Here is a 21,672-nt window from a genome sequence, read left to right as displayed (position 1 = left end):
ATGACCGGGGCCATCCTGCTGTGCATCTGCCTGATCCTGATCGGCCTGTCGGTCCGCTCATTCCAGAACGGCTTGCGCCGCGCCCGTACCGAACGCGTGCTGGACCGCCTCGCCGAAGGCCAGCCGCAGCTCGTCGAAGAAAGCGCTTCCTGGAGCGGCGTGGAACGCATGTTCCTGCGCGCCGGCCTGGGTAAACCCAGTGACAACCTGCGCCTGTGGCTGACCGCCTGGGGCCTGGGCGCCGTGCTGGGGGTGATGCTCGCCGGTTGGCTCGGCCTGCTGGTGATGCTGCTGCTGCCGCCCGTGCTGCTGCGCCTGTACCTCGCCTGGCGTTACCAGCGCCGGATCAAACGCATGATCGAGCAACTGCCGCCATTGCTCGACCACACCGTGCGCAGTCTCAAGGCCGGACGCACCCTGGCCGACGCGGTGCTGGGCGGTATCGAGGTGGCCGAAGACCCGCTGAAAAATGCCATGGGCCGAATGCGGCGCAACGTGCAACTGGGCGTCAGCCTGCCGGAGTCCGCCCACGATTTCGCCGAATTCTACGAACGCGACGAGTTCCGTCTGTTCGCCCTGGGCTTGAAGGTCAATCACCGCTACGGCGGCAATGCCAGCGAGCTGTTGGAAAACCTGATCAAGATGATCCGCGAGCGCGAGCAAGCCGCGCGCCAGCTGCGCGCCCTGACCGGCGAAACCCGGGTGACCGCCTACGTGCTCACCGCGTTGCCCATTTCGATGGTGGGCTATTTCCTGGCGGTCAACCCGGACTACCTGATGACCATGTGGAACGACGGCACCGGCCGCCTGCTGTTGTTCGTCGCCCTGATCATGCAGGTGCTCGGCTGCTTCACCCTGTGGCGCATGTTGCGGAGCGTATGAGATGGCTATTTCATTGCTGATCAGCGCCGTGTTGTTTCTGGCCGCCCTGGCGCTGGTGCTGGCCAACCTGATCAAACATCGGCGTGGTCAGCGCCTGGTTGCCCAGCGCCTGCAAGGCCGGATGGGTCGCGAACACCGTCTCGGTGCGATGATGCGGCACTTGGGCAACAGCCCGCTGGCGCAACGCTCGATCAGCCTGGACAACGAAACCCAGACCCTGCTCAACCGCGTGGGTTGGCGCAAAGCCAACCAGCGCTCGATGTTCGCCGCCTTCCAGATCGGCACGCCGGTGCTGCTGCTGATCGTGACCCTGATCACGCAGCAGGTGCTGTTTCCCAAGGGCGACTCGCCATGGCTGGTGCCCCTGATCGCGCTCGGCATCGGCTACCTGTTGCCCAAACGCATCCTGGCCAGCGTGGCCAAGGCCCGCCAGCAGCGCATCTCCCAGGAAGTCTCGACGTTCATTCCGCTGCTGCGCATCCTGTTCGAATCGGGCATGGCGGTCGAACAGGCGCTGCGTGTATTGAGCATCGAAGCGCAACGCCTGCTGCCGGCGCTGACCCATGAATTGCGGCTGATCCTGAACCGGGTCGACTCCGGCCTTGAGCTCAGTGAAGAGTTGGGCAAGACCGCCAGGCTGCTGGCCGTGGACGAGTTCACCGACACCTGCATCATCCTCCAGCAACTGGTTCATCAGGGCGCCGGCGCGATGAAGTCGTTGCTGGCGCTCAAGCAATTGCTCGACGACCGGCGCCTGACCCGCATCCAGGAATTTGTGTCGAAGATGTCAGCGAAGATGTCGGTGGTGATGATGGTGTTTCTGTTTCCCGCCTTGCTGATCGTGCTCGGGGGGCCGGCATTCATCGGCATCACCCGGGCCTTGAGTAACTTATGAGGAATCCTCGATGAAAGCCTTGATCGCCGGTTTGAGCCTGGTGCTGCTCGGTGGTTGCGCCACCGATGGTCAAACCCCCTGGAGCGCCCTGACGGCCCCCGGCAGTTGCCCCAAGCCCGACGCCGAACAGACGCTGTCGTTGAACCTGGCCGATGAAATGGCCAACGACGGCAAACTGCACGCCAGCCTGGCCAACCTGCACACACTGCCGGCCAGTTTGCCCCAGGTGCGCCTGCGCCAGGCCAAGGCGTATCGCTTGCTCGGGCGCAGCGCCGAGCCGCTGTACCGCAGCCTGCTCGGCACCTGCATGGCCGCCGAAGGCGAACACGGCCTGGGGCAAATGGCCGCGGCCAAAGGCGACAACAGCCTGGCCATGGCCCATTTGCAGCGCGCGGCGCGGCTGGCGCCCACCGACGAGAAAATCCGCAATGACCTGGGCGTGGTGTACCTCAACCAACTGCGCCTGGAAGATGCACGGTTTGAATTCATGACCGCCATGGAGCTCAAGCAGAGTGACCCGCTGGCGGCCATCAATCTGGTGACGCTGCTGATCTATCAAGACAACTGGAAGCAGGCCGCGCAGGTGGTCAGCCAGACAGGCCTGGGCCCCGAACAAGTCACCCAGGCCCAGGCCCGCGCCGAGCAACTCAAGGCCTCAAGCGTCAAGGCCGCAAAGGCCAAGGATCAGATCGCCACGGTCAGTGAAGCCCATAGCAACCCGAGGAATTGACAATGAAACTGCCCTGTCTTGCCAGCCTCGCCGCGCTGGCCCTGCCCCTCAGCGTCATGGCCATCGAGCCTGGCCCGTCCTCCCCGCAGCAGGCCGCCACGGAGGACTGGCTGGCCCTGCAGGTCAGTGGCCGAGCGGCATCCACCACGCCACAGGCAGCCTCCGCCGCCGAACGCGACCTGGCCGCGCAGCGCTGGGTGGACAGCTTCAAGCATGAGATTCCGGAGTTTTTCGAGCAAAAAGTCGGCGGAAAAACCGAGGGCGGCAACTGAGCACGCAAAAATGTAGGAGCGAGCTTGCTCGCGAAAAACTCACAGGCGCCGCGTTCATTCAGAAAACACGCGTTATCGTTGACGTTTTTCGCGAGCAAGCTCGCTCCTACATTGACCCGTTGCCTCTCAGTGCGCCGTCACCCGCTGGCGCATCGCCGCGTTGTTGGGCGCCAGCGCCAGCGCCAACTGCGTGCGGTTATGCATATGCGTCAGCCGCAGCACCTGGGAAACATACAGCTTGACGGTGTTCTCGGTTATTCCCAGTTCGCAGGCAATCTGATAATTGGTCTGCCCCTTTCCGACCAGCCTGGCCACGTCCAGTTGGCGCGGTGACAACTGGTGGAAAATCGCAGGCATTTCAACCTGGCCCGCCTCCTGCGTCGAGGCCTCTTCAGCGTCCGGCCCAGCCGGACTGCGCCGCACTTTATCGAGGTCCTGGTACAGGTCGTCGATCGTTTCGGAGAGAAATTGCAGCTTCTGGTTCAGGTTGCCCAGTTGCAGGTCTTTCCTGCGCTCCTGCAACGCGACTTCCTGGCGCTGCAAACCTTCGAGCAATTCGTCCAGATTGATTGGCTTCTGGTAGTAGTCCGCAATGCCGGCGCGCAGGGCCTTGATCACGTCCTGCTTGTCGGAGCGCCCGGTCAACATGATCGACTCGAACACCCGCTGCCTGCCGGCAATCTTTTGCAGCGCCTGGACCAACTCGATGCCGTCCATGCCCGGCATATGCAGATCGCACAGCACCAACCCGATTTCACTGTCTTCGCCAAAGCGTTTCAAGGCTTGCTGACTGGACTCACAGGGGACACAACGGAACCCGCTGCTTTCAAGAAACTCACACAGCTCTTCCACGATCAGCGGCTGATCGTCGACCACGAGCACTTTTACCGCAGAATTAAGCTTGTTCACGCGCTACTCCATGCCTGGCAAGCCAAAGATTGACCCATCCTCAAACCACTCAATTCCTATACAACGCCTTATTAAACGTAGACGTACTTCCCGACTCTGTACATAGCGCCAGAGCCCTGCGGCGCTCAGTGGATCCAAAACCAGACCAGCGTAAATCCCACCAGCAGGAAGGGCGCAAACGGCAGTTTTTTTGACGGTTCGGGGGCCAGGTGCCCGAGGCAATTTGTAAGCCTTTGACCCATAAGCGGCCAGAGCTTTGGCGCCAGCAACAGCCAGAGCACACTCGCCAGGGTGGCGCCGATAAACGCACCCAATAAATACTCGGCGTCCGAAATCAATGCCAAGGCTGCGAGCAGCTTCACATCCCCGGCGCCGAGACGGCCCAGGGCGTAACCCGGCAAGGTCAACAGCAGCGCCAGCACAAATGCCCACAGGCCTTGGCCGACCGAGGCACCGAGCCAGGTGCTGCCGGTCCAGAACAAGTAGACCCCGCCCAGCAATGCAACCCCCAGCGTCAGGCGGTTGGCGAGCAATCGCTGCCGCGTGTCCTGCACCGCACACACCACCAACCACACCATCACCACCACACCCTGGATCACGTAAAAAACCTGCCTTTTCGCTGATTGATTCTATGCTGATATCAAGTAGTAGCCGTCAGGGTAGACGCGGTGATGAAAACTAGCCTCCCCCACAAGCAGAAAGGCACAGCCGCGATCGAGTTCGTGGCCGTCTTCGTGATTTTTTTCGCGGTGTTCTACGGCATGGTCAGCTATAGCCTGCCGCTGCTGTTGCTGCAGTCGTTCAACCAGGCCACCGCCGAAGCGGTACGCCTCAGCGTGGGGCTCGACCCGGCGATGCAGGGCTACAGCAGTGCCGTGCAAACCACCGCCAGAAGCGCAATCAGCGACCGTCTGAAGTGGATCCCCAGCGCCTATCACTTCGATGCGGCAACCCATGTCAGCACCACGTTCGTGAATGGCCTGCTGTCGGTACAGATCGACTATCCCTCAGCCAATCTACAGGCGGTGATGCCCTTCATCGTGCTGCCCGGCATTGGCAGCGTGCCGCAGTTGCCGGCGACGCTGCGGGCCCAGTCGAGCTTGCAGTTTTGACTTCGGGGGACACGCTGTTCGGGCGTTTGCTTGGTCGTAGCGCTGCGCTGGCGATCGTTCCCGCTGCGCCGCCTTCGGCCGGTTTGCAGGTGCAACTGGATGCGCAAGGCCAGGTGCTCGGTATCAGCGGCACACTGCGCTCACAGCTGGCGCCCCATGCCGAGGCGGCGCCGCTGCGAGCCTTGCTGCGCGCCCATAGCGCCCTGGCGGTGGAGGGCGTCCCAGCCGACTGGCAGCGCCATAGCCTTGACCTGGATTTCCAGGGCATCGCCGGGCAGGTGCTGCACACCCGTGCCACCCTCGAGCCGCACGACAATGAATGGCGGCTGCATGCGGTGGATATCGGCGATCTGCTCAGCGGCCGACGACTGGCCGAACAGCGTGAACAGAATCAGCAATTGACCAGTCAGGCCAGCGAGCAATTGCGCGTGTGCAGCCTCAGCCGCTTGCCCGATGTGTTCAACGACCAACTGTGCAGCGTGGCGCAGCGTTGGCGAATCCCGTGTATCGCCCTGGCGCTTGTTGATCAAGAGGACCAGGCCTGGGTGATCTACAGCCACTACGCCCAACATGACGCGCCGCAGTTGTGGCACACCGGGCAGCGCCTAGGCACGTGCCTGGACAGCCTCGACGGCACCGTTCCCTTGAGCCTGCACGCCACTTACGGTCACGGGGAGCACCCGCGGCTGCACAGCGTGTTCGGCAATGCCGACGGTTTCCTGGTGCCCTACCGCGATGCCCAGGGTGTCGCCGCGTGGCTGTTGTGCGCAGCCTTCAGCGGTGAAGCCGACACACACGAGCGCGACTGGCTGAACCTCGCCGCCGCCCTCGCCGCCCCGCTGCTCAGCCGTCTGCGTGAACAGCACCACCATCTGCAACTGGAACGCCAGGAAGCCCTGCAGGGTTTGCTGGGCACCGGCTGGTGGGAATTGCTGCCCGCCGGCGGCGAGATCCAGCTCGCACCGCAATTGATGCGCAACCTGAGCGGCGAAGAAAGCCCTACCCGTCAACCCTTGGAAACCTGGCTGAACCTCATCCACCCGGCCGATCGCCAGGAACTGCACAGCCGCCTGCACGACTTGCAGACCCTCGGCAAACCCTTGCTCGCCAGCGTGCGCCTCAACCGTGGCGACAGCGACCAGCCCCCCACCTGGTACCGCGTGCAGGGCCAGGCCCTGGGCGCCGGTGAGCAGCGCCGCTGGATCGGCTTCATGCTCGATATCAGCGACGTCAAGAACCAGCAACTGCAAGCTGACGCCGCCCACGCACGCCTGGACAACCTGATCGCCAGCTCGCCGGCGGTGATCTATGTGCAGCGCTACGTAAAAGGCGCCCTGGAGCCGGTGTTTTTCAGCGACAGCCTGCTGCCGCTGCTGGGCCGCACGCTCGCCGAATGCAGCCACGACAGCCTGGTGCAATGGGTCCACCCGGATGACCGCGACCTGTACTTCCAGCGTACGCGCCAACTGCTGCGCGAAGGCAGTGTGCGCAGCCGCTACCGGGTCCAGGATAAACACGGCGACTACCACTGGCTGCTCGACGAAGCCAAGTTGCTGCGCGACGACCTCGGCCTGCCGGTGGAGGCGGTCGGCCTGTGGCTGGACGTCACCGAGGCCACCCTGGCCGCGCAACAGGTCAAGGACAGCGAGGAACGCTACCGCATCCTCGTGGAAGACTCCCCGGCGATGATCTGCCGCTACCGTCCGGACCTGACCCTGACCTTTGGTAATACGCCCCTGGCCAACTACCTGGAGTGCCTGCCCGGCCAATTGCCGGGGCAGAACCTGGGGCACTGGTTATCGCCCGAGCAACGCGCGGCGTTCATGCTGCGCATCGAGCAACTGACGCCGGAATTTCCCGTGAGCACGGCGGAAATCAGCCTGCAACTGCCCGGGCGCGAGCATGCCTGGTGGGTGTGGTCGGACCGTGGCGTGTTCGACGAACACGGCAATCTGCTCGAAGTGCAGGCCGTGGGCCGCGACAACACCGAAGTGCGGCGCTCCCAGCAGCAACTGACGCAAAGCGCGAAAATGGCCACCCTCGGCGAAATGGCCACCGGCCTGGCCCATGAGATCAACCAGCCGCTGAACGTGATGCGCATGGCCATCGTCAACGTACTCAAGCGCCTGGGCAATGGCGACGCGCAGATCGACTACCTGACGGAGAAACTCCAGCGCATTGACGCGCAGGTACAACGCGCGGCGCGGGTGGTGGACCACATGCGCGTATTCGGCCGCCGCTCGGAAGTCGAGCAGCACCCCTTCGACCCGGCGCAGGCGGTGGAAGGTACCCTGTCACTGCTCAGCGAAGGCCTACGTGGCAAGGGCGTGGAGATCAAACTGACCCAGGCCGATACGCCTGTGCAGGTCACAGGCTACGCCGACCAGCTGGAGCAAGTGCTGATCAACCTGATGGTCAATGCCCGCGATGCGCTATTGAGCCTGAAGGAAAAGCACCCGGACCTGCGCCCATGCATCGCGCTGCACACCGAACACGACAGCCGCCACGTGCGCATCTGGGTCGAAGACAACGGCGGCGGCATTGACCCGCGATTGCTGGAGCGCATCTTCGAGCCGTTCTTCACCACCAAGCCGATTGGCGTGGGGACCGGGCTGGGCCTGTCGGTGAGCTACGGTATCGTTGAAAACATGGGCGGACGCCTCAGCGTCAGCAACGGCGAACACGGCGCGCGGTTCTGCGTGGAACTGCCCAGGGTCGCCGACGCTTAAATCACCAGATAGGCCTCGCCGGTCTGGCCGCAGCTCAGGTTGGCGCCCACGGTCACGCTTGCCAGGCTGATACCCAAGCTGCTCAACAGGTTGTTGAGGATCGGATTGAGCAGCGGGCTCAGCACATTGTTCAACATGGGCGTCACCAGCGTGCTGACGCCGCTGAGCAACGACACCGTGCCGGCGATCACGCTTCCCAAGGGGTTGCTCCCCACCGGTTGATAAGCAGTAATGCCGACGCCATTGAGGGCTGTGGTAAGGCCACTGACCAGGTTGGTGGCCGGTGCGAACGTTTGATAGCTGGGAGCAAGCCCCACATTGGCGGGCATGGCAAAGGGCGTGGTGCTGGAAAACACCAGGTTCTGGATACTGTTGCTGCCCGCAATCGGGCTTTGCACCTTGATCCCGACGCCGCCCCCCGCAAACGGTATACGAGGGTCGCAACTGCCGATGCCGAGGATCTTATGGCACGTCTTGATGCCGAAATCGATCAAGGCCAACGGCTCCACGGTCATTGGCTGTGTGGATGAAAATGCATTGCTGATATTGCCCACGTTCAGCGATGCCGCCGAGGTGGTGGTGTAGGCCGTCAAGCTCTTGGCGCCCGCGCCTGCCGCCGGGCAGCTATAGGCGGTGACATAGCTGCTGGCGCCGCCGGCATCCAGCACAATCTTCAGCGGCAGGTTGCCCGGCAGTGCCAGCACGTCCAACTGTTGGCAACCGGCGCCCAACAGGCAAAGCGTGGAGTTAATCGTGGTCACCAGGTTCAAGCTCAACAGGCCGCTGAGGACCGGTGTCAGCGGCCCCACCAGGTCATTCACCGCCGCGGTCAAGCCGGACAGGCTGCCGAGCACCGGCAAACTCACGGTTATCTGCGTGCGCAGTTGGGCGGTGCGCACGTAAATTTTATTCGGGCCCAACGGGTTGGCCGCCGCCAGCATCGGATTGCCGATGGCCGATAACTGCGGCGGCTCCATGACTTTGATCTGCGTGGTGATATTGGCCAGCCCCAACAGGCTGACGGGCAGCGTCACCGCCGCCGCGCTCTGGTTGCCGGCCAGTTGCACCACGCCCTGGACCAGCTGAAACAGCTGAAGATTGGCATTCAGCGCGGCGGCGGTGATACCCGTCTGCAGTTGCAGGATTTTGCCCAGTGTGAGCGGCAACGGATTGTTGAGCGTCGCCCCTTTGATAGCGCCCAGCGCGGTGACCGCATCCAGCGTCAACGGGTCGCTGCCCAACACGGTGATTGCCGCCTGAACCAATTGCGAGGCGCTCACCGTGGTGCTCAGCAGTTGGGTGTAGTCGCCGGCGGTGACATGCAGGTCGACGGCCAATTGATCGAGGTAACTGAGCATATTGATATTGCTGTTGAGCAGGCCGTTCCAGCCGAGCACAGAAACATTGACCCCACCACCGAGCAGCCCACTGAACACCGCGTTCATCATGCTGGCACTGGCGGTATCAAAATTGACCAACGTGCTCCTGATGCTCAACTGCGCGATCGGCGGGGTGGGTTTGGCCGCCACTGCCGTCGCGCTCAACCGGGTATTGAGGTTGACCGAGTTACCCGACATCATCGACCAGATGCCACCGGCCACGCTGGTGGGCACGGTTTTGCCGACCACCACCTCAATGGCTGACGACAGCGCCGGGTTGGCAGCAAACACCCGTCGGCCGGAAGCCGCCGTGGTTACCGCGCCGCAGCGGGTGACCAAGGTATTACCGCTACCCACAACAAAGTGATTGCGTGCCACACTTTGCGCCGCAAACGCCGCCGCGCTCAAACCCGCCGCACAAGTGCCGCTGCGGCTGACCGCTTCCAGCGCTGCCGTATCCGCCACTCCCTGCAGCCGGCGCTTCTCCAGATAAAGCCGCCCGCTGTCCACCGCCAGCAAAGTAAACGCCAACACCAGCGCCAACACACCAACGGCCATCAGACCGATAGCGCCACGTTGCTTGCCATGAAATCGGGGAGACATCGAGCACTCCTGTGCCGGCGCGTCGCCGAGCGTTTACGCTCCTGAGGGTATGGATGAGTGTAGACAAGAGTGGCGGCTGGCAAGGGTCAATGTGGAAGGGGGTTGCCCCGATTAACAATATCTACACAACTTCGCAGGCTATAGCCGTCAACGCTAACCACGATGCGAAGCGAGTCGCTCTTGATCTTGATCTGCTTTTGATCTCAAGCGCCCCGTCAAACCATGCTGGCTGAACGCAGGAGCGGATATGCCCCCAGCATCCTGGTCGGCCCAGAGGCCGCCATCGGGGGCGAGCCCCCTCCCACATTTGCACCGGGATCGACACAAGATACCGGTCGGCTCTAAGGCCGCCGCGCTTTTGCTTTTGATCTTAGGAGCCCCGTTAAACCACGCTGGCCGAACGCAGGCTTGAATCCGTGGGTAACCCGGCAGGACGCCGGGTTAGCCGCCCCGCGCCATGGATGGCGCGTGGCGGCGGCCCACGGATTCAAGCCTGCGTTCGGGCACACCGAGCCTAGGCGAGGTGCCGAGTGGTGGGGCAAGAGCGTTTTGCTTACTTTTGCGCTTTTCAAAAGTGAGCCGCCGTCAGGGCGGAACCCTAAGTGGCCGTGACCGCAGAAACGGATATGTACTCGTTCCAATCCAGCACCCTGGTCGGCCCTGAGGCCGCCATCGGGGGCAAGTCGAATCGTCGCACCGCCCCTCCCACATTTAACCGAGCAGGCCGTTACCGCGGCGGATAGTTGGCAAGAATCCTGGCCACCGTGCTGCGAATGGCATTACTCCGGTCCTGCGGATTCGGCGAACTGGCCATGATCTGCTCATCACTGCCCCGCCACACCAACTTACCGTCCCTGCCATCGAGCAAATCAATCTGCAGCGTCGCCACCTTGTAAGAGATGCTGCGCGTTTCGTTATACATCGGCGCCCCCCAATACCCATTCCACGGCCCGCCCCAGGCACCGCCGTAATTAGTGGTGACCTGTTGCTGACGGTCCTCGACGATCAGATAGGCCTGCACAGAGAGGTCGGCCTTGCTACCGGGCCCGGCGAGGCGCAGACCGCGCTGGTCAAGCTGCTCGCCCACCGCCTGGCGAATACGCTGCTCGGTGAGGTCGCTCTTGATACGCGGATCATCCGGACGATATTGCAGCGCCGGCTCTTTCCAGGCCCAGTTACGGTAGGCGCCAAAGTCGCGGCTGGCGTCAAAGTCATGATTGACCTGATTACTCTGGCAACCGCCCAGCAGCAGGACAACGGCAAGCGTAGCGATACGACGAAACATGAGGGTTCTCCGATGATCGGTCCGGCTTCAGTTGAGCATAGCGGTTAACGCGGAGGATACGCCGTCATCGCCTTCTGCACCGCCTGGCGCAACGCATCAGCGCGCTCGCTGAGGCTACCCTGGCTGCCCGTTTCGGCACTAGCGCTCCACACCGGCTGGCCGCTGCGGGCGTCGAACAGATTGACGCGCACCACCACGACCTGCACTTCATAGGTACGCACCATCGGCACCGAGTTGTACATGCCGTAGCCATTGCCATAGCGGTTGTAGCCGCCATAACCGTAGCCATAATCGTCCTGGACCTGGCGCAGACGCTTCTCCAGGCGCACATCGGCGCTGACCAGCAGGTCCGGCGCACGCGTGTCATGCACCGGACGCAGGCCGCGCTGGTCCAGCGCACCGCTGACGGCTTCGGCCACCTGGGCCGAATCCGCCCAGGCAGTGCCGGCCGGCAACTGGCCGTTGCGCCAGGCCCAATTGCGGTAGGCGCCATAGTCGCGCACCGGCGCCGGGTAAGCGCTGGCATCAAAGGTGGTGGCCGCCTGGGCCGGGGCCGGCGGCATTGGCGCCGACGCGGCCACGTAGGGGTTAGGGCTGGAGCAGGCGCCCAGCCCAAGGGACAACAGGATCAAACAGAGACGACGCATTTCGACCTCCGCAGACTGGGCTGCTTAAACCGGACGGCACACCCAGTGCAAATAACGCCCAAGTCCGGCAAAGCTTGGGTGACGACGGTGAGCGAGTTCCATCTCCAACAGATCCTGCAGCTCGGCGCGCGCCTGGAATTCCACCGGCATATAGTCATGGAACACGCGCACGCCACTTTGGCTTTCGACCTGCCACAGCCCTTCGAGTTGCGCCGCCAATTCCCTTGGGTCCAGTGGCTGTTGCGGCGTGAGGCTCTGCTTTTCGCCGGCCATATCGTTCCTGCGCATCTTGCGAAAGTGGCCCTTGAGCAGGTTGCGGTAGATCAGCGCATCGCGGTTATAGAACGCCAGGGACAACCAACCGCCGGGCAGCGTCAATTGATGCAGCACCGGCAGGATCGCATGGGGCTCGGCCAGCCATTCCAGCACGGCGTGGCACAGCACCAGATCGTAGGGCTCGGTGAGCTGGCCGAGCAAGTCTTGCCAGGGCGCCTGGATGAACGTGGCGCTCTGCCCGGCATCGGCAAAACGCTGGCGCGCGCCGTCGAGCATGGGCGCGGCAGGCTCGGCCAGGGTCACCTGATGGCCACGCTCGGCCAGCCACAACGACATATGCCCCAACCCCGCGCCGATATCCAGCACGCGCAACGGGCGATCCGGCAACGCCTCGGCGAGATCGGCCTGCAACACCGCCAGGCGGATCGCACCCTTGGCACCGCCATAGATTTTCTCGGCGAAGCGCGTGGCCAGCTGGTCGAAATGTCGATCACTCATGGGCAAACCGCCGTTCGCTGTCGGCCAGCTTGGCGCGCACCACTTCGTTCATGTCCAGGCCCAGCTCACTGCACAGCAATAGCAGGTACAGCACGATATCGCCGACTTCCTGGCCGGCATGAGCGAGCTTATCGGCCGGCAATTGGCGCGACTGGTCTTCGGTCAGCCATTGGAAAATCTCGACCAGCTCGGCCATTTCCACACTGGCGGCCATGGCCAGGTTTTTCGGGCTGTGGAATTGCTTCCAGTCGTTGGTATCGCGGATGCGGTGCAAGCGTTCGGTGAGGTGTTCGAGGTTCATTGGGGGCTCCTGAATGGGTATAGCTTCAGGGGGATGGGGAGTGAAGGCAAGTGAATAGCGGTGTTGCCCCCGATGAGCATAGGTATCTACACAACTCAGCAGCGCCCAACCGTAACCACGATGCGAAGCGAGCCGCTCTTGCTCTTGATCTGCTTTTGATCTTGATCTCAGGCGCCCCGTTAAACCACGCTGGCCGAACGCAGGCTTGAATCCGTGGGCAACCCGGCAGGACGCCGGGTTAGCCGCACTGGGCCATGGATGGCCCATTGCGGCGGCCCACGGATTCAAGCCGGAGAGAGGGCACACCGAGCCTAAGCGAGGTGCCGAGTGGTGGGGCAAGAGCGTTTTGCTTACTTTTGCGCTTTTCAAAAGTGAGCCGCTGTAAAAGCGGAACCCATAGCAGCCGTTACCGCAGAAACGGATATGTACTCGTTCCAATCCAGCATCCTGGCCAGCCCAGAGGCCGCCATCGGGGGCAAGCCCCCTCCCACATTTGAAAAGTGTTCACAGATCAAAATTGTGGGAGGAGCGGTGCGACGATTCGACTTGCCCCCGATGAGGCCCTAATCCACAACACTGAACTCAAGCCTGGCAGTCTGCCCGGCCTCATCCAACACACTGAGCTGATAGCGCCCCAACCGCTCGAAGCTGGCATTGATGCTGTCCTGATTGGCGCTATCCCCCAACGGCGCGCCATTGAGAAACCACCAGCGCCGCCCGCTGCCGCCCAGCGCGGAGATTTTCAGGCGCAGGGCCTGTTGACTGGCAGCGGGCAAACGCAGTTGATCGCCCTCGCGCACGCCCACGATTGACAACGGCGAAGCGGCGGCCAGTGCCGGCGGCGGGCACTCCGGGTCGGCGGCCGGGATGCGTGCTTCACGGCGCTCCACCCTGGGCAGCCAGGGCTCCAGCGGCGCCGGCCACAGGGCGATATGCTTCGGTTCGGCGCCAGGGCAATGGGCGTCCACGCGCAAGCCCTTGGCGTTGACCCAGAGGTTTTCCATCAACCCCACGCTCAACGGCTGATCCAGTGCCTGCAACGTCGGCGGCGTGGTGTTATCCAGTGTCCAGGCAAACCGCTGGCGACGACAGTTGGGATCGCTGCGACTCATCGGCTGGCCCAGCGGCCAACAGATTGCCGCCACGCCCACATTGGCCGGCACGGCCTTGACGGGCGCGCTGATGCCGCGCTGGCTGTCGCGGTTGGTCAGTACGTCATGCACCTGCAACATCAACGGCGCCGCCGACGCCAGGCCAAACTGCCCCGGCACCGGCGTGCCGTCCGGACGACCGATCCAGACGCCGATCAGATAACGCGGGCCGACACCAATCGCCCAGGCATCACGAAAGCCATAGCTGGTGCCGGTCTTCCAGGCCAGCGTCGGGCGCTGCACCAGTTCGGCCCGTGGGTCGCGGTCGGGGCGCGCCTGGCCGCTGAGGATACGCCGCACGATCCAGGCCGCCCCTGGCGACAGCAATGGCCGTTCGCGCAGCGCGTCATCCGGCTGCAGGCGCAGGGTGGCGCTCTTGCCGTCGCGGGCCAATGCACTGTAGCCGCTGACCAGCTCTTCCAGGCGACTGCCGGCACCGCCCAGGATCAACGCCAGGTTCGGCTCGGCCAGCGCCGGCAACGCCAGCGGCATGCCGCCGATGCGCATCTGCGCGGCAAAGCGTTTCGGCCCGTAGGCTTCCAGCAATTGCACCGCCGGCAGGTTCAGCGAGCTGGACAGCGCCGTACTCGCCGGCACCGCCCCGGTAAAGCCCATGGAGAAATTGCCCGGCCGGTAATCGCCGTAGCGGCGCGGCACGTCCTGCAGCAGGGACTCGGAATGAATCAGGCCGTCGTCCAGGGCCATGCCATAGAGGAAGGGTTTCAAGGTGGAACCGGGCGAGCGCAGCGCGTTGATCATGTCCACATGGCCAAAACGCTTGGCATCATTGATGTCCACCGAGCCGAGGTAGGCGCGCACGGCCATGGTTTCCTCCTCCACCACCAGGATCGCCGCCGAGGTATGTTCGGGCAAACGCGCACGCCAGCCCAGCAGCAGGTCTTCGAGGCGACGTTGCAGGGTGGCGTCCACGGTGGTGCGGATCAAGGGCGGGCTGTCCGGCCGGTTCAGGCGCCGCGCCAGCAAGGGGGCCAGGCTCGGTTCCAGGCGCGGCGCGAGCAGCAGCGGTTCTTCCAGGGCTTCATCGACCGCCGATTGCGGCCATACCTGGAACTCGGCGAGGCGGCGCAGCACTTTGTCCCGCGCCTGCTGGGCGCGTTGCGGGTGACGGTCCGGGCGCAGGCGGCTCGGTGCCTGGGGCAATACCGCGAGCAGGGCGGCTTCGGCGTGGGTCAGTTGCGCCGGGGATTTGCCCAGATAGGCCCAACTGGCCGCCGCCACGCCCTGCAGCGTGCCGCCGAAGGGCGCGCGGTTCAGGTACAGGGTGAGGATTTCGTCCTTGGACAGATGCCATTCCAGCTGTGCGGTACGCCAGAGTTGCCGCAACTTGCCCTGCAGGGTGCGTGAATGCGGATCGAGCAAGCGCGCCACCTGCATCGACAAGGTGCTGCCGCCCGACACCACCCGTGCGCCGGTCAGGTTCTGCCACGTCGCCCGCACCAGCGCCAACGGATTGACCCCGGGGTGGCGATAGAACCAACGGTCTTCGTAGGTCAGCACCGCGTCCAGGTAATACGGTGAGACTTCGCGGGTGTGCACCGGATAGCGCCACACGCCATCGGCATCGGCAAAGCGCCACAATGGCGTGCCATCCTCGGCCAGGACCACCCGGGCCAGGTCGTCCTGGGGCAACGGCAAGGGCCAGATACGGTCGGCCAGCCACAGCAGGGCAATGACCAACAACAGGCTCACCAGTGTCCAGCGAGCAACAAAACGCAAATTCAACCGGGCAAACCTCTATGCTTGCAGGGAACTCGCCTGTCGCAACAACGACCAAAGGCACAGTTACGCCCACCTTCTTAATCAGGACACGCACATGCAGGTAGAAAGCTTTTTCGAATGGTTGGGCCAGGCGCTCGGCTCCGTCATCCGCTTTATCGTCGACGGTCTGAGCGGCTTGTTCGGAGCCTTGACCCACGCCGGCGGCAACTTTATCGATGGCTTATCGCGCACCCTGGGCATGGACACCTCGATCATCAGCATTATCACCCTGATCGTCGGGCTGCTCTTTTTGTACTCGGCGGTACGCGCCTTTATGCGGGCCTCGGTCATTATCGGGATCATCTGGCTGGTGCTGGGCCTGTGGTTGTTGAGCTGGGTTGTGCACTGATCACAATCCCTGTGGGAGGGGGCTTGCCCCCTCCCACATTGGTTTTTCAGCGGCCCTTGATCACCATATCTGCCGGGGTTTCGCCCACCGCCTGCCAGTTCGGCCGATACATCGACTCCACCTGGGGCGGCGGCACGCGGTAGGTGCCCGGTGTCACTGCCCGTGCCAGGTACAGCAAGTGCGTGGTGCCGCCGTAACCGTCCAGGTTCATCGCCGCCACGTAGCGGTCATCACGAAACTCCTGATGCTTGAGCGACGCGTTCTGCATCGACTCGCGCCATTCCTTCACCTGGCTGCTGGCGTTCTCCAGGCTGGCCGCGCTTTGGGCCAGGTTCTGGTTTTCCAGTTCCAGGCCGGCGGGCAGCAGGTCGACCACCAGGGCATCCGGCACGCGTTGCTTGGCGCTGACCGCCAAATGCACCAGCACCAGGTCGCCGCTGTTGAGGCTGCGCAGGTTCAGCGGCTGACCGTTCATGCCCAGGTATTCGCGACGGATGCTCAGGTTCTCACCGCCCGCTGCCGGTGGCACTTGTGGGTAACCGGAAATCGTCAGTTGCTGGTACACCGGCGTGTCCCCCTGATTGCTCAGGCTCAAGTCGCTGGTCAGCAGCTTGTCATCCAGTTGCATGGTTGATTGCTGGTTGTTCAGTTCACGCACACCGCCACTGCCGGTCAGCGATACTTGCCAGTTCGCCTCTGGCTGGGCGAGCCCGAGCCGCCCGGCGAGGAACAGCGAATTACGCTCCTGGGTCGACAGATACGGGCTGGCCGCCAACTGGTCCGAGAGCGCGAACAGACGCTCCTCGCGCTTGCCCTTGGCCAGGTCATTTTCTTCCAGCAACGCCAGGATCATCGCCTGATCGCGCAACGGGCTGCCGTAGTCGGCCAGCCATTCCTTGGCGCTGCGCTGCGCGGCCAGGCCGGCGAGCAGCGCCTGGTCCGCACGCGGCTGGTCGCCCATTTTCTGCAGGGCAATGGCCAACTGCACCAGGGGCAAGCCGGAACGCGCATCGCTGCGTCGCTCGAAGATACTGCGCAAGGCCCCCAGCGGCGCCTGCTGACTGCGCGCCAAAACCATGCCGGCGTAGGCCTGCACGGCAAAGCGGGTGTGTTCGGCGTTGTCGCTGTAGTCGACTTCGATCAGGTTGCGCTCCTGCACATAGCGCAGCAGACGCTCACTGGCTTTCTTCAGCGCCTCGGCCGGCACTGCAAAACCCTGGTCACGGGCGCGCAGCAGGAAGTCGGTGACATAGGCGGTCAGCCAATATTCTTCCTCGCCGTCGGCGCCCCACAAACCGAAGCTGCCGTTGTAGCGCTGCATGCCCAGCAGGCGTTCAATGCCCAACTCGATCTTGCGTTTACGCTCGGCATCCGGCTCGCCCTTGATGCTCAGGCGTTTAAGCAACGCGTCATCGGCGTAGAGCGATGGGTACAAGCCGCTGGCGGTTTGCTCCAGGCAACCGTAGGGGTAGGCCTTGAGCGCGCTGATCTGCGCGCCGAGGTTCAACGGCGGCCGGCTGGACAGGCTCAATAACGCCTCGCTGCCTGCGCTGTCGAACTGCTCCAGCGTGCCCGCAGGCAAGCTCCACGGCTGGTCCTTGAGCACGGCGCGGTAATGCTTGAGCAACGCAGGGTAGGCAGGGCGCACGCCCAGGGTCCATTCCCGGCTGAACGGCGGCAGGTTTTCACCGGGCAGATCCAAACCGTTGACCGTCACCTTGACCTTGCCATTGCCCAGGCCGCCCCAGGCTTTCACCGGGATGCGCAGCGTGGTGCGCTGGCCTTGTTTCAACTCGACGCTGTGCGAGCCGCCGTTGACCAGCTGCAACTGCCCTTCGGCGCTCAGTTGCACGTCCAGCTTCTGCGCCTTGCCCGACAGGTTGGACAGGTCCAGCGCCAACGTCGTCTCGTCACCACCGGCCAGGAAGCGCGGTGCCGACAACTCGGCAATCAGCGGCGCGGCAATCACCGTCTTGCCTTCGGCCATGCCGTAACGGTCATCGCTCCAGGCCTGGGCCATCAGGCGCAGCTCGCCGTTGAAATCCGGAATATCGACGCTGACTTCGCCCTCGCCCTGCTCGTTGAGCGTCACCGGCGCGCTTTGCAGGGCGACGATGGTCACGCTGGTGTCCGGGCGCTTGCCGCCCTTGGCCAGTGCCGCATCGCCCCCGAACGCCAGGCTGGCCAGACGGCCCTGCCCGGCTTCGATCAACTGGCCGTAGATGTCGAACTGGTCCACGCCGTAGGCCTTGCGACCGAACAGGCTGGAGTAGGGGTCGGGTGTGGGGTATTCGGTGATATTGAGGATGCCCACGTCCACTGCGGCCACCAGCACATGCACCTGTTTGGGCACACTGCCGTCGGCGTTTTTGGCGGCGATCTTCACCGTCAGCGGCTGTTTGGGGCGCATTTTTTCCGGCGCCGTCAGCGTCAGGCCAAGCTTGCGCTGGGTACGGTCCAACGGCAGATGCAGCAGGCCCACCGCGCGTTTGGGGGTGATATTGGCTTTGCGCTCGCCGGGACGGATCACCAGCGCGCTCACGTACAGATCATGCCGCGACCATTTCGGGTCGAGCTTGACGGCAAAACTCTTGCCTTCGGCCGGCACGTCGATTTCCTGCCACCACAGCGGCCCCTCGGCGGACTCAACCAGCAGGTAGCCTTTACCGGCCGCCGGCGGCGTGACGGTGACGTTGGCGGTGTCGCCATCGGCATAGGCGGGCTTATCCAATGCCAGCTTGACCTGATCGGGGCGCACGGCTCCGCCTTCGGTGTTGTCCTGGGCCTGGTAGCCGGCCCAGAAGCGCAGGCTGCTGATCAAGCCGGTCTGCGGGTCTTCGACCTCGACGCGGTAGGGGCCCCACTCCACCTGGAAGCTGACCTTGGCAGTGTCGCCGGCCTTGATGTCGAGGGTTTGTTCGTCAAGGTTGAGGAATTTCTCGTTGTAGTGATAGCTCCAGCCATCATTGTCCGAGTAGTTCCAGTAATAGTCGCGGCGCTCACGCACCAGACGCACCTTGAGGTTCTGCGCGGCAAGTTTCTGGCCGTCCTGGTTGGCCACCAGCACTTCGAATTCCGCCGGGCCGTCGCCGTTGGTTTCAGTGCCGTCAAACAGCCCGCGCAGGCCCGGCAACTGCTCGGCCGGCCAGATCGGCTGTACCAGGCGTCGGGTGATCGGCCGCCCGCCCGACTCCTGCAGACTGGCCTGCACGATCAATTGCAGAGGCGACTTGGCCTCGGCCCATTTGCTTTCCAGGGTCAGTTCTTCCTGGCCCTTGGCGTCCAGCGTGCTTTCGTCCAGCTCGAAATCCTGGCTCAGCTCTTCTTCGGTGACCGAGCCGAACTGGTAGCCCGGCAAGCTTTTGACCGCCTCGCGCAGCGGGCGCACATAGACCTGCCCGCTGACCCGATTACCCGAGGCCGGCGCGCCGTACAGATAACGGCCATTGACCTGGATGACCGCGTCATCCGCCGGGCTCAGTGGCGTGTCACTGCCCTTGAGCTCCAGCGCCAGGCGCTCGGGCAGGAAGTCTTCGACGAGGAATTCATACAGCTGCGGCTTGCCATCGCCCAGGTCGAATACCAGCTGCCAGCGCCCGGTCGGTGCTTCGCCGGCCAGCTGCAGCGGGTATTGATAGAGACCGGAGGCGTCGGCCTCCCACACGAATTTGCGGCTGACCTGCTCATCGGGGCGCCGCACTTCGACGCTTACCGGCTGCGGCTTGACGGCGTTGCCGTCCTTGTCGCGCAACAGGGCGTTGAGCAGCACGGTTTCACCGGGGCGATACAGGTCACGCGGGCCGAACACAAAGAACTGCAACGGGTGCGACGGCTGCCCACCGATATCGAACTCGGCCAGGTCCAGCGCGGCACTGTCCAGACGCAGCAAACTGGTTTGTTCACCCTGCTTGGCCAGCAACACCTGGGCTTTTTTCGGCAGCGGCAACTCGGCGTGGCCACCGTCTTCGGTCTTGCCCTGGCCAAGTACGCGGCCTTCGGCATCGAGGATTTCCAGTTCGACGCCATTCAACGCCTTGCCGCCTTCCAGCGCCTGGGTAAACACATCCAGGCGATTGGCATAGCGGTGCACCGACAGGCCGATATCACTCAAGGTAAACAGCGTGGCCGGTTGCGAATAGTTGTAGGTGCCCGAAGCACGCATCACCGCCAGGTACACGCCCGGCTGCTGCAATTGCTTGAGGCCGGCGATCGGCAGCAGCAGGGTTTCGCGCGTGTTGCGCGCCGGGTTGAGGTCAAAACGGCCGCCGTACACCAGGTCGGCCATCGGCAGCAATTCGCGGGATTCGTAACTTTGCAGGCTGGTGTTGCGCCCCCACTGCGCCAGGAACGCCGGCAGGGACTCGGCCTTGATCCGGAAGAATTCAACGTCGATCTTGTCGACGTTCAGCGCGATCACCGGCAGGCCCTCAGCCAGGCGCGTGGGCAACAGCGTGCCACGGCTGGCAAAGCCGACGGTGGCTTGCAGGTCGCGGGTTTCCAGGCGAGCGGTGTATTCGGCGGCGAGCAGGTTGTCGTTGACCGCCTTCACCCCGGCATCCACCGTCAGCACCAACTTGCGCTGCGGCTCCAGGTGGCGCAGGCGCAATTCCATCAAGTTATCGGAAAGCTCCCAGGCGCCATCGACCTTGCCCGACTTGCTGTCGACCAAATGGACTTTGTCGGCGAACTTCTGATCCGGGTCCAGGGGAATGGAAAAACTCACCGACAGGGTGCTGGCCCCGTCCAACTGCACCTCGGACACATCCACCACGCTTAACTCACGCCCGGCGTACCGCTGCTTCAACGCCGCCACATCCACCGCCGCCTTGGCCGGCTTGGGCGCCACACTCGCCGCCGGAGCAGAGGGCGCAGACGGTTTATCGGAAGAATCGCAGGCGCTCAGCAGGGCCAGCGCACAGGCCAGGAACAATCCTTTGTTAAGCATGGGGCACTCATAGTCAGAGGAAACCGAGGGTGAACTATATATCAGCGCCGACCAAGCTGCTGCGGAGCTGGTCACATTGACCGACGGAGGGTGTGTTGGTTCTGGGTGTCATTGGGGCCAAACCAAATCCCACATAAAATGCAGATCAAAATGTGGGAGGGGGCTTGCCCCCGATAGCGGTACATCAGCAACAAAAGTTGCCTGACGTACCCACACAACTCTGTAGCCCACCGTAACCACGATGCGAAGCGAGTCGCTCTTGATCTGCTTTTGATCTTGATCTCAGGCGCCCCGTTAAACCACGCTGGCCGAACGCAGGCTTGAATCCGTGGGTAACCCGGCAGGACGCCGGGTTAGCCGCACTGGGCCAGGGATGGCCCATTGCGGCGGCCCACGGATTCAAGCCGGAGAGAGGGCACACCGAGCCTAGGCGAGGTGCCGAGTGGTGGGGGCAAGAGCGTTTTGCTTACTTTTGCGCTTTTCAAAAGTGAGCCGCCGTCAGGGCGGAACCCTAAGCAGCCGTGACCGCAGAAACGGATATGTACTCGGTCTGATCCAGCATCCTGGTCGGCTCTGAGGCCGCCATCGGGGGCAAGCCCCCTCCCACATTTGGATCGGGATCGACACAACATCCTGGTCGGCCCTGAGGCCGTCATCGGGGGCAAGCCCCCTCCCACATTTGGATCGGGATCGACGCAACATCCTGGTCGGCCCTGACGCCGTCATCGGGGGCAAGCCCCCTCCCACATTTGGATCGGGATCGACACAACATCCTGGCCGGCTCTGAGGCCGCCATCGGGGGCAAGCCCCCTCCCACATTTGGGCCGGGATCGACACGACATCCTGGTCGGCCCAGAGGCCGCCATTGGGGGCAAGCCGAATCGTCGCACCGCCCCTCCCACATTGGATCTGCGGTGGGGTTAATGGCCG

General features: G+C 63.5%; 16 protein-coding genes. 7 read left to right on the top strand and 9 right to left on the bottom strand.

All coding sequences use genetic code 11. From position 1 onward, the window contains the following. From J1G34_RS12890 to J1G34_RS12875, 4 genes are read left to right on the top strand one after another with little or no spacing between them, the layout of a single operon-like run. The gene (locus tag J1G34_RS12890) at window positions 1–882 is read left to right on the top strand and encodes a type II secretion system F family protein (RefSeq protein WP_065894653.1); all 882 of its coding nucleotides are present in this window, start codon (window positions 1–3) and stop codon (window positions 880–882) included. Between the two features lies 1 nt (window position 883). After that, window positions 884–1,777 carry a type II secretion system F family protein gene (locus tag J1G34_RS12885; protein WP_083205700.1) on the top strand — a complete coding sequence of 298 codons (894 nt, stop codon included), beginning with the start codon at window positions 884–886 and terminating at the stop codon, window positions 1,775–1,777. A 10-nt stretch (window positions 1,778–1,787) separates the two neighbouring features. Continuing rightward, window positions 1,788–2,507: a tetratricopeptide repeat protein gene (locus J1G34_RS12880; protein WP_122482773.1), complete on the top strand. Its 720-nt coding sequence runs from the start codon at window positions 1,788–1,790 to the stop codon at window positions 2,505–2,507. A gap of 2 nt (window positions 2,508–2,509) precedes the next feature. Next, the gene (locus tag J1G34_RS12875; RefSeq protein ID WP_065886481.1) at window positions 2,510–2,779 is read left to right on the top strand and encodes a DUF3613 domain-containing protein; all 270 of its coding nucleotides are present in this window, start codon (window positions 2,510–2,512) and stop codon (window positions 2,777–2,779) included. Between the two features lie 126 nt (window positions 2,780–2,905). Here the strand turns inward: J1G34_RS12875 and J1G34_RS27465 are convergent, their stop codons facing one another. Further along, window positions 2,906–3,688: a response regulator transcription factor gene (locus tag J1G34_RS27465; RefSeq protein WP_065897446.1), complete on the bottom strand. Its 783-nt coding sequence runs from the start codon at window positions 3,686–3,688 to the stop codon at window positions 2,906–2,908. Window positions 3,689–3,813: 125 nt separating this feature from the next. Then, window positions 3,814–4,284: a prepilin peptidase gene (locus tag J1G34_RS12865; protein ID WP_177430146.1), complete on the bottom strand. Its 471-nt coding sequence runs from the start codon at window positions 4,282–4,284 to the stop codon at window positions 3,814–3,816. 75 nt (window positions 4,285–4,359) lie between these two features. On the opposite strand from J1G34_RS12865, the gene J1G34_RS12860 reads away from it, so the two are divergent. After that, window positions 4,360–4,800 (top strand): TadE family protein, encoded by a 441-nt coding sequence (locus tag J1G34_RS12860; protein WP_065886479.1) that lies wholly within the window; start codon window positions 4,360–4,362, stop codon window positions 4,798–4,800. Beyond that, window positions 4,797–7,529, top strand: a complete 2,733-nt coding sequence (locus tag J1G34_RS12855) for a PAS domain-containing sensor histidine kinase (protein ID WP_222994143.1) — start codon at window positions 4,797–4,799, stop codon at window positions 7,527–7,529. Before J1G34_RS12860 ends, J1G34_RS12855 begins: the two co-directional genes overlap by 4 nt. On the opposite strand, the gene J1G34_RS12850 is transcribed toward J1G34_RS12855, so the two are convergent. From J1G34_RS12850 to pbpC, 6 genes are all read right to left on the bottom strand, one after another. Beyond that, the gene (locus J1G34_RS12850; protein WP_222994142.1) at window positions 7,526–9,511 is read right to left on the bottom strand and encodes a pilus assembly protein TadG-related protein; all 1,986 of its coding nucleotides are present in this window, start codon (window positions 9,509–9,511) and stop codon (window positions 7,526–7,528) included. The two genes, J1G34_RS12855 and J1G34_RS12850, sit on opposite strands and share 4 nt — an antisense overlap. A 727-nt stretch (window positions 9,512–10,238) precedes the next feature. Further along, window positions 10,239–10,796 (bottom strand): DUF4136 domain-containing protein, encoded by a 558-nt coding sequence (locus tag J1G34_RS12845; protein ID WP_065897440.1) that lies wholly within the window; start codon window positions 10,794–10,796, stop codon window positions 10,239–10,241. 44 nt (window positions 10,797–10,840) lie between these two features. Beyond that, on the bottom strand, window positions 10,841–11,443 hold the full coding sequence (locus tag J1G34_RS12840) for a DUF4136 domain-containing protein (RefSeq protein WP_065886475.1): 603 nt from the start codon (window positions 11,441–11,443) through the stop codon (window positions 10,841–10,843). A 24-nt stretch (window positions 11,444–11,467) separates the two neighbouring features. Next, window positions 11,468–12,217, bottom strand: a complete 750-nt coding sequence (locus J1G34_RS12835) for a methyltransferase (protein ID WP_065894663.1) — start codon at window positions 12,215–12,217, stop codon at window positions 11,468–11,470. Beyond that, complete coding sequence (locus J1G34_RS12830; protein WP_003188211.1) at window positions 12,210–12,518, bottom strand: MazG-like family protein; 309 nt, start codon at window positions 12,516–12,518, stop codon at window positions 12,210–12,212. Before J1G34_RS12830 ends, J1G34_RS12835 begins: the two co-directional genes overlap by 8 nt. A 563-nt stretch (window positions 12,519–13,081) precedes the next feature. Continuing rightward, window positions 13,082–15,412 carry a peptidoglycan glycosyltransferase PbpC gene (gene pbpC, locus J1G34_RS12825; RefSeq protein ID WP_122737503.1) on the bottom strand — a complete coding sequence of 777 codons (2,331 nt, stop codon included), beginning with the start codon at window positions 15,410–15,412 and terminating at the stop codon, window positions 13,082–13,084. A 91-nt stretch (window positions 15,413–15,503) separates the two neighbouring features. Here pbpC and J1G34_RS12820 point away from each other — a divergent pair, with 91 nt between their 5' ends. Further along, window positions 15,504–15,797 (top strand): hypothetical protein, encoded by a 294-nt coding sequence (locus J1G34_RS12820; RefSeq protein WP_065886472.1) that lies wholly within the window; start codon window positions 15,504–15,506, stop codon window positions 15,795–15,797. Between the two features lie 46 nt (window positions 15,798–15,843). Here J1G34_RS12820 and J1G34_RS12815 read toward each other — a convergent pair whose 3' ends face one another. Then, a complete protein-coding gene (locus tag J1G34_RS12815; RefSeq protein WP_222994141.1) occupies window positions 15,844–20,742 on the bottom strand; it encodes an alpha-2-macroglobulin family protein in 4,899 nt (1,632 codons plus the stop codon). Window positions 20,743–21,672: the final 930 nt, after the last annotated feature.

Origin of the sequence: Pseudomonas sp. Wu6 (genome assembly GCF_019891515.1) — a bacterium.
Lineage (GTDB): Bacteria > Pseudomonadota > Gammaproteobacteria > Pseudomonadales > Pseudomonadaceae > Aquipseudomonas > Aquipseudomonas orientalis_A.
Note: the sequence above shows the minus strand (reverse complement) of the source record. Positions and strands in the feature narration are given on the sequence as shown.

Excerpts from the sequence above, each read along its gene's own strand:
- J1G34_RS12890 (WP_065894653.1), top strand. The coding sequence starts at position 1 with ATGACCGGGGCCATCCTGCTGTGCATCTGCCTGATCCTGATCGGCCTG.
- J1G34_RS12885 (WP_083205700.1), top strand. The coding sequence starts at position 884 with ATGGCTATTTCATTGCTGATCAGCGCCGTGTTGTTTCTGGCCGCCCTG.
- J1G34_RS12880 (WP_122482773.1), top strand. The coding sequence starts at position 1,788 with ATGAAAGCCTTGATCGCCGGTTTGAGCCTGGTGCTGCTCGGTGGTTGC.
- J1G34_RS12875 (WP_065886481.1), top strand. The coding sequence starts at position 2,510 with ATGAAACTGCCCTGTCTTGCCAGCCTCGCCGCGCTGGCCCTGCCCCTC.
- J1G34_RS12860 (WP_065886479.1), top strand. The coding sequence starts at position 4,360 with ATGAAAACTAGCCTCCCCCACAAGCAGAAAGGCACAGCCGCGATCGAG.
- J1G34_RS12850 (WP_222994142.1), bottom strand. The coding sequence starts at position 9,511 with ATGTCTCCCCGATTTCATGGCAAGCAACGTGGCGCTATCGGTCTGATG.
- J1G34_RS12845 (WP_065897440.1), bottom strand. The coding sequence starts at position 10,796 with ATGTTTCGTCGTATCGCTACGCTTGCCGTTGTCCTGCTGCTGGGCGGT.
- J1G34_RS12840 (WP_065886475.1), bottom strand. The coding sequence starts at position 11,443 with ATGCGTCGTCTCTGTTTGATCCTGTTGTCCCTTGGGCTGGGCGCCTGC.
- J1G34_RS12835 (WP_065894663.1), bottom strand. The coding sequence starts at position 12,217 with ATGAGTGATCGACATTTCGACCAGCTGGCCACGCGCTTCGCCGAGAAA.
- J1G34_RS12830 (WP_003188211.1), bottom strand. The coding sequence starts at position 12,518 with ATGAACCTCGAACACCTCACCGAACGCTTGCACCGCATCCGCGATACC.
- J1G34_RS12820 (WP_065886472.1), top strand. The coding sequence starts at position 15,504 with ATGCAGGTAGAAAGCTTTTTCGAATGGTTGGGCCAGGCGCTCGGCTCC.
- J1G34_RS12815 (WP_222994141.1), bottom strand. The coding sequence starts at position 20,742 with ATGCTTAACAAAGGATTGTTCCTGGCCTGTGCGCTGGCCCTGCTGAGC.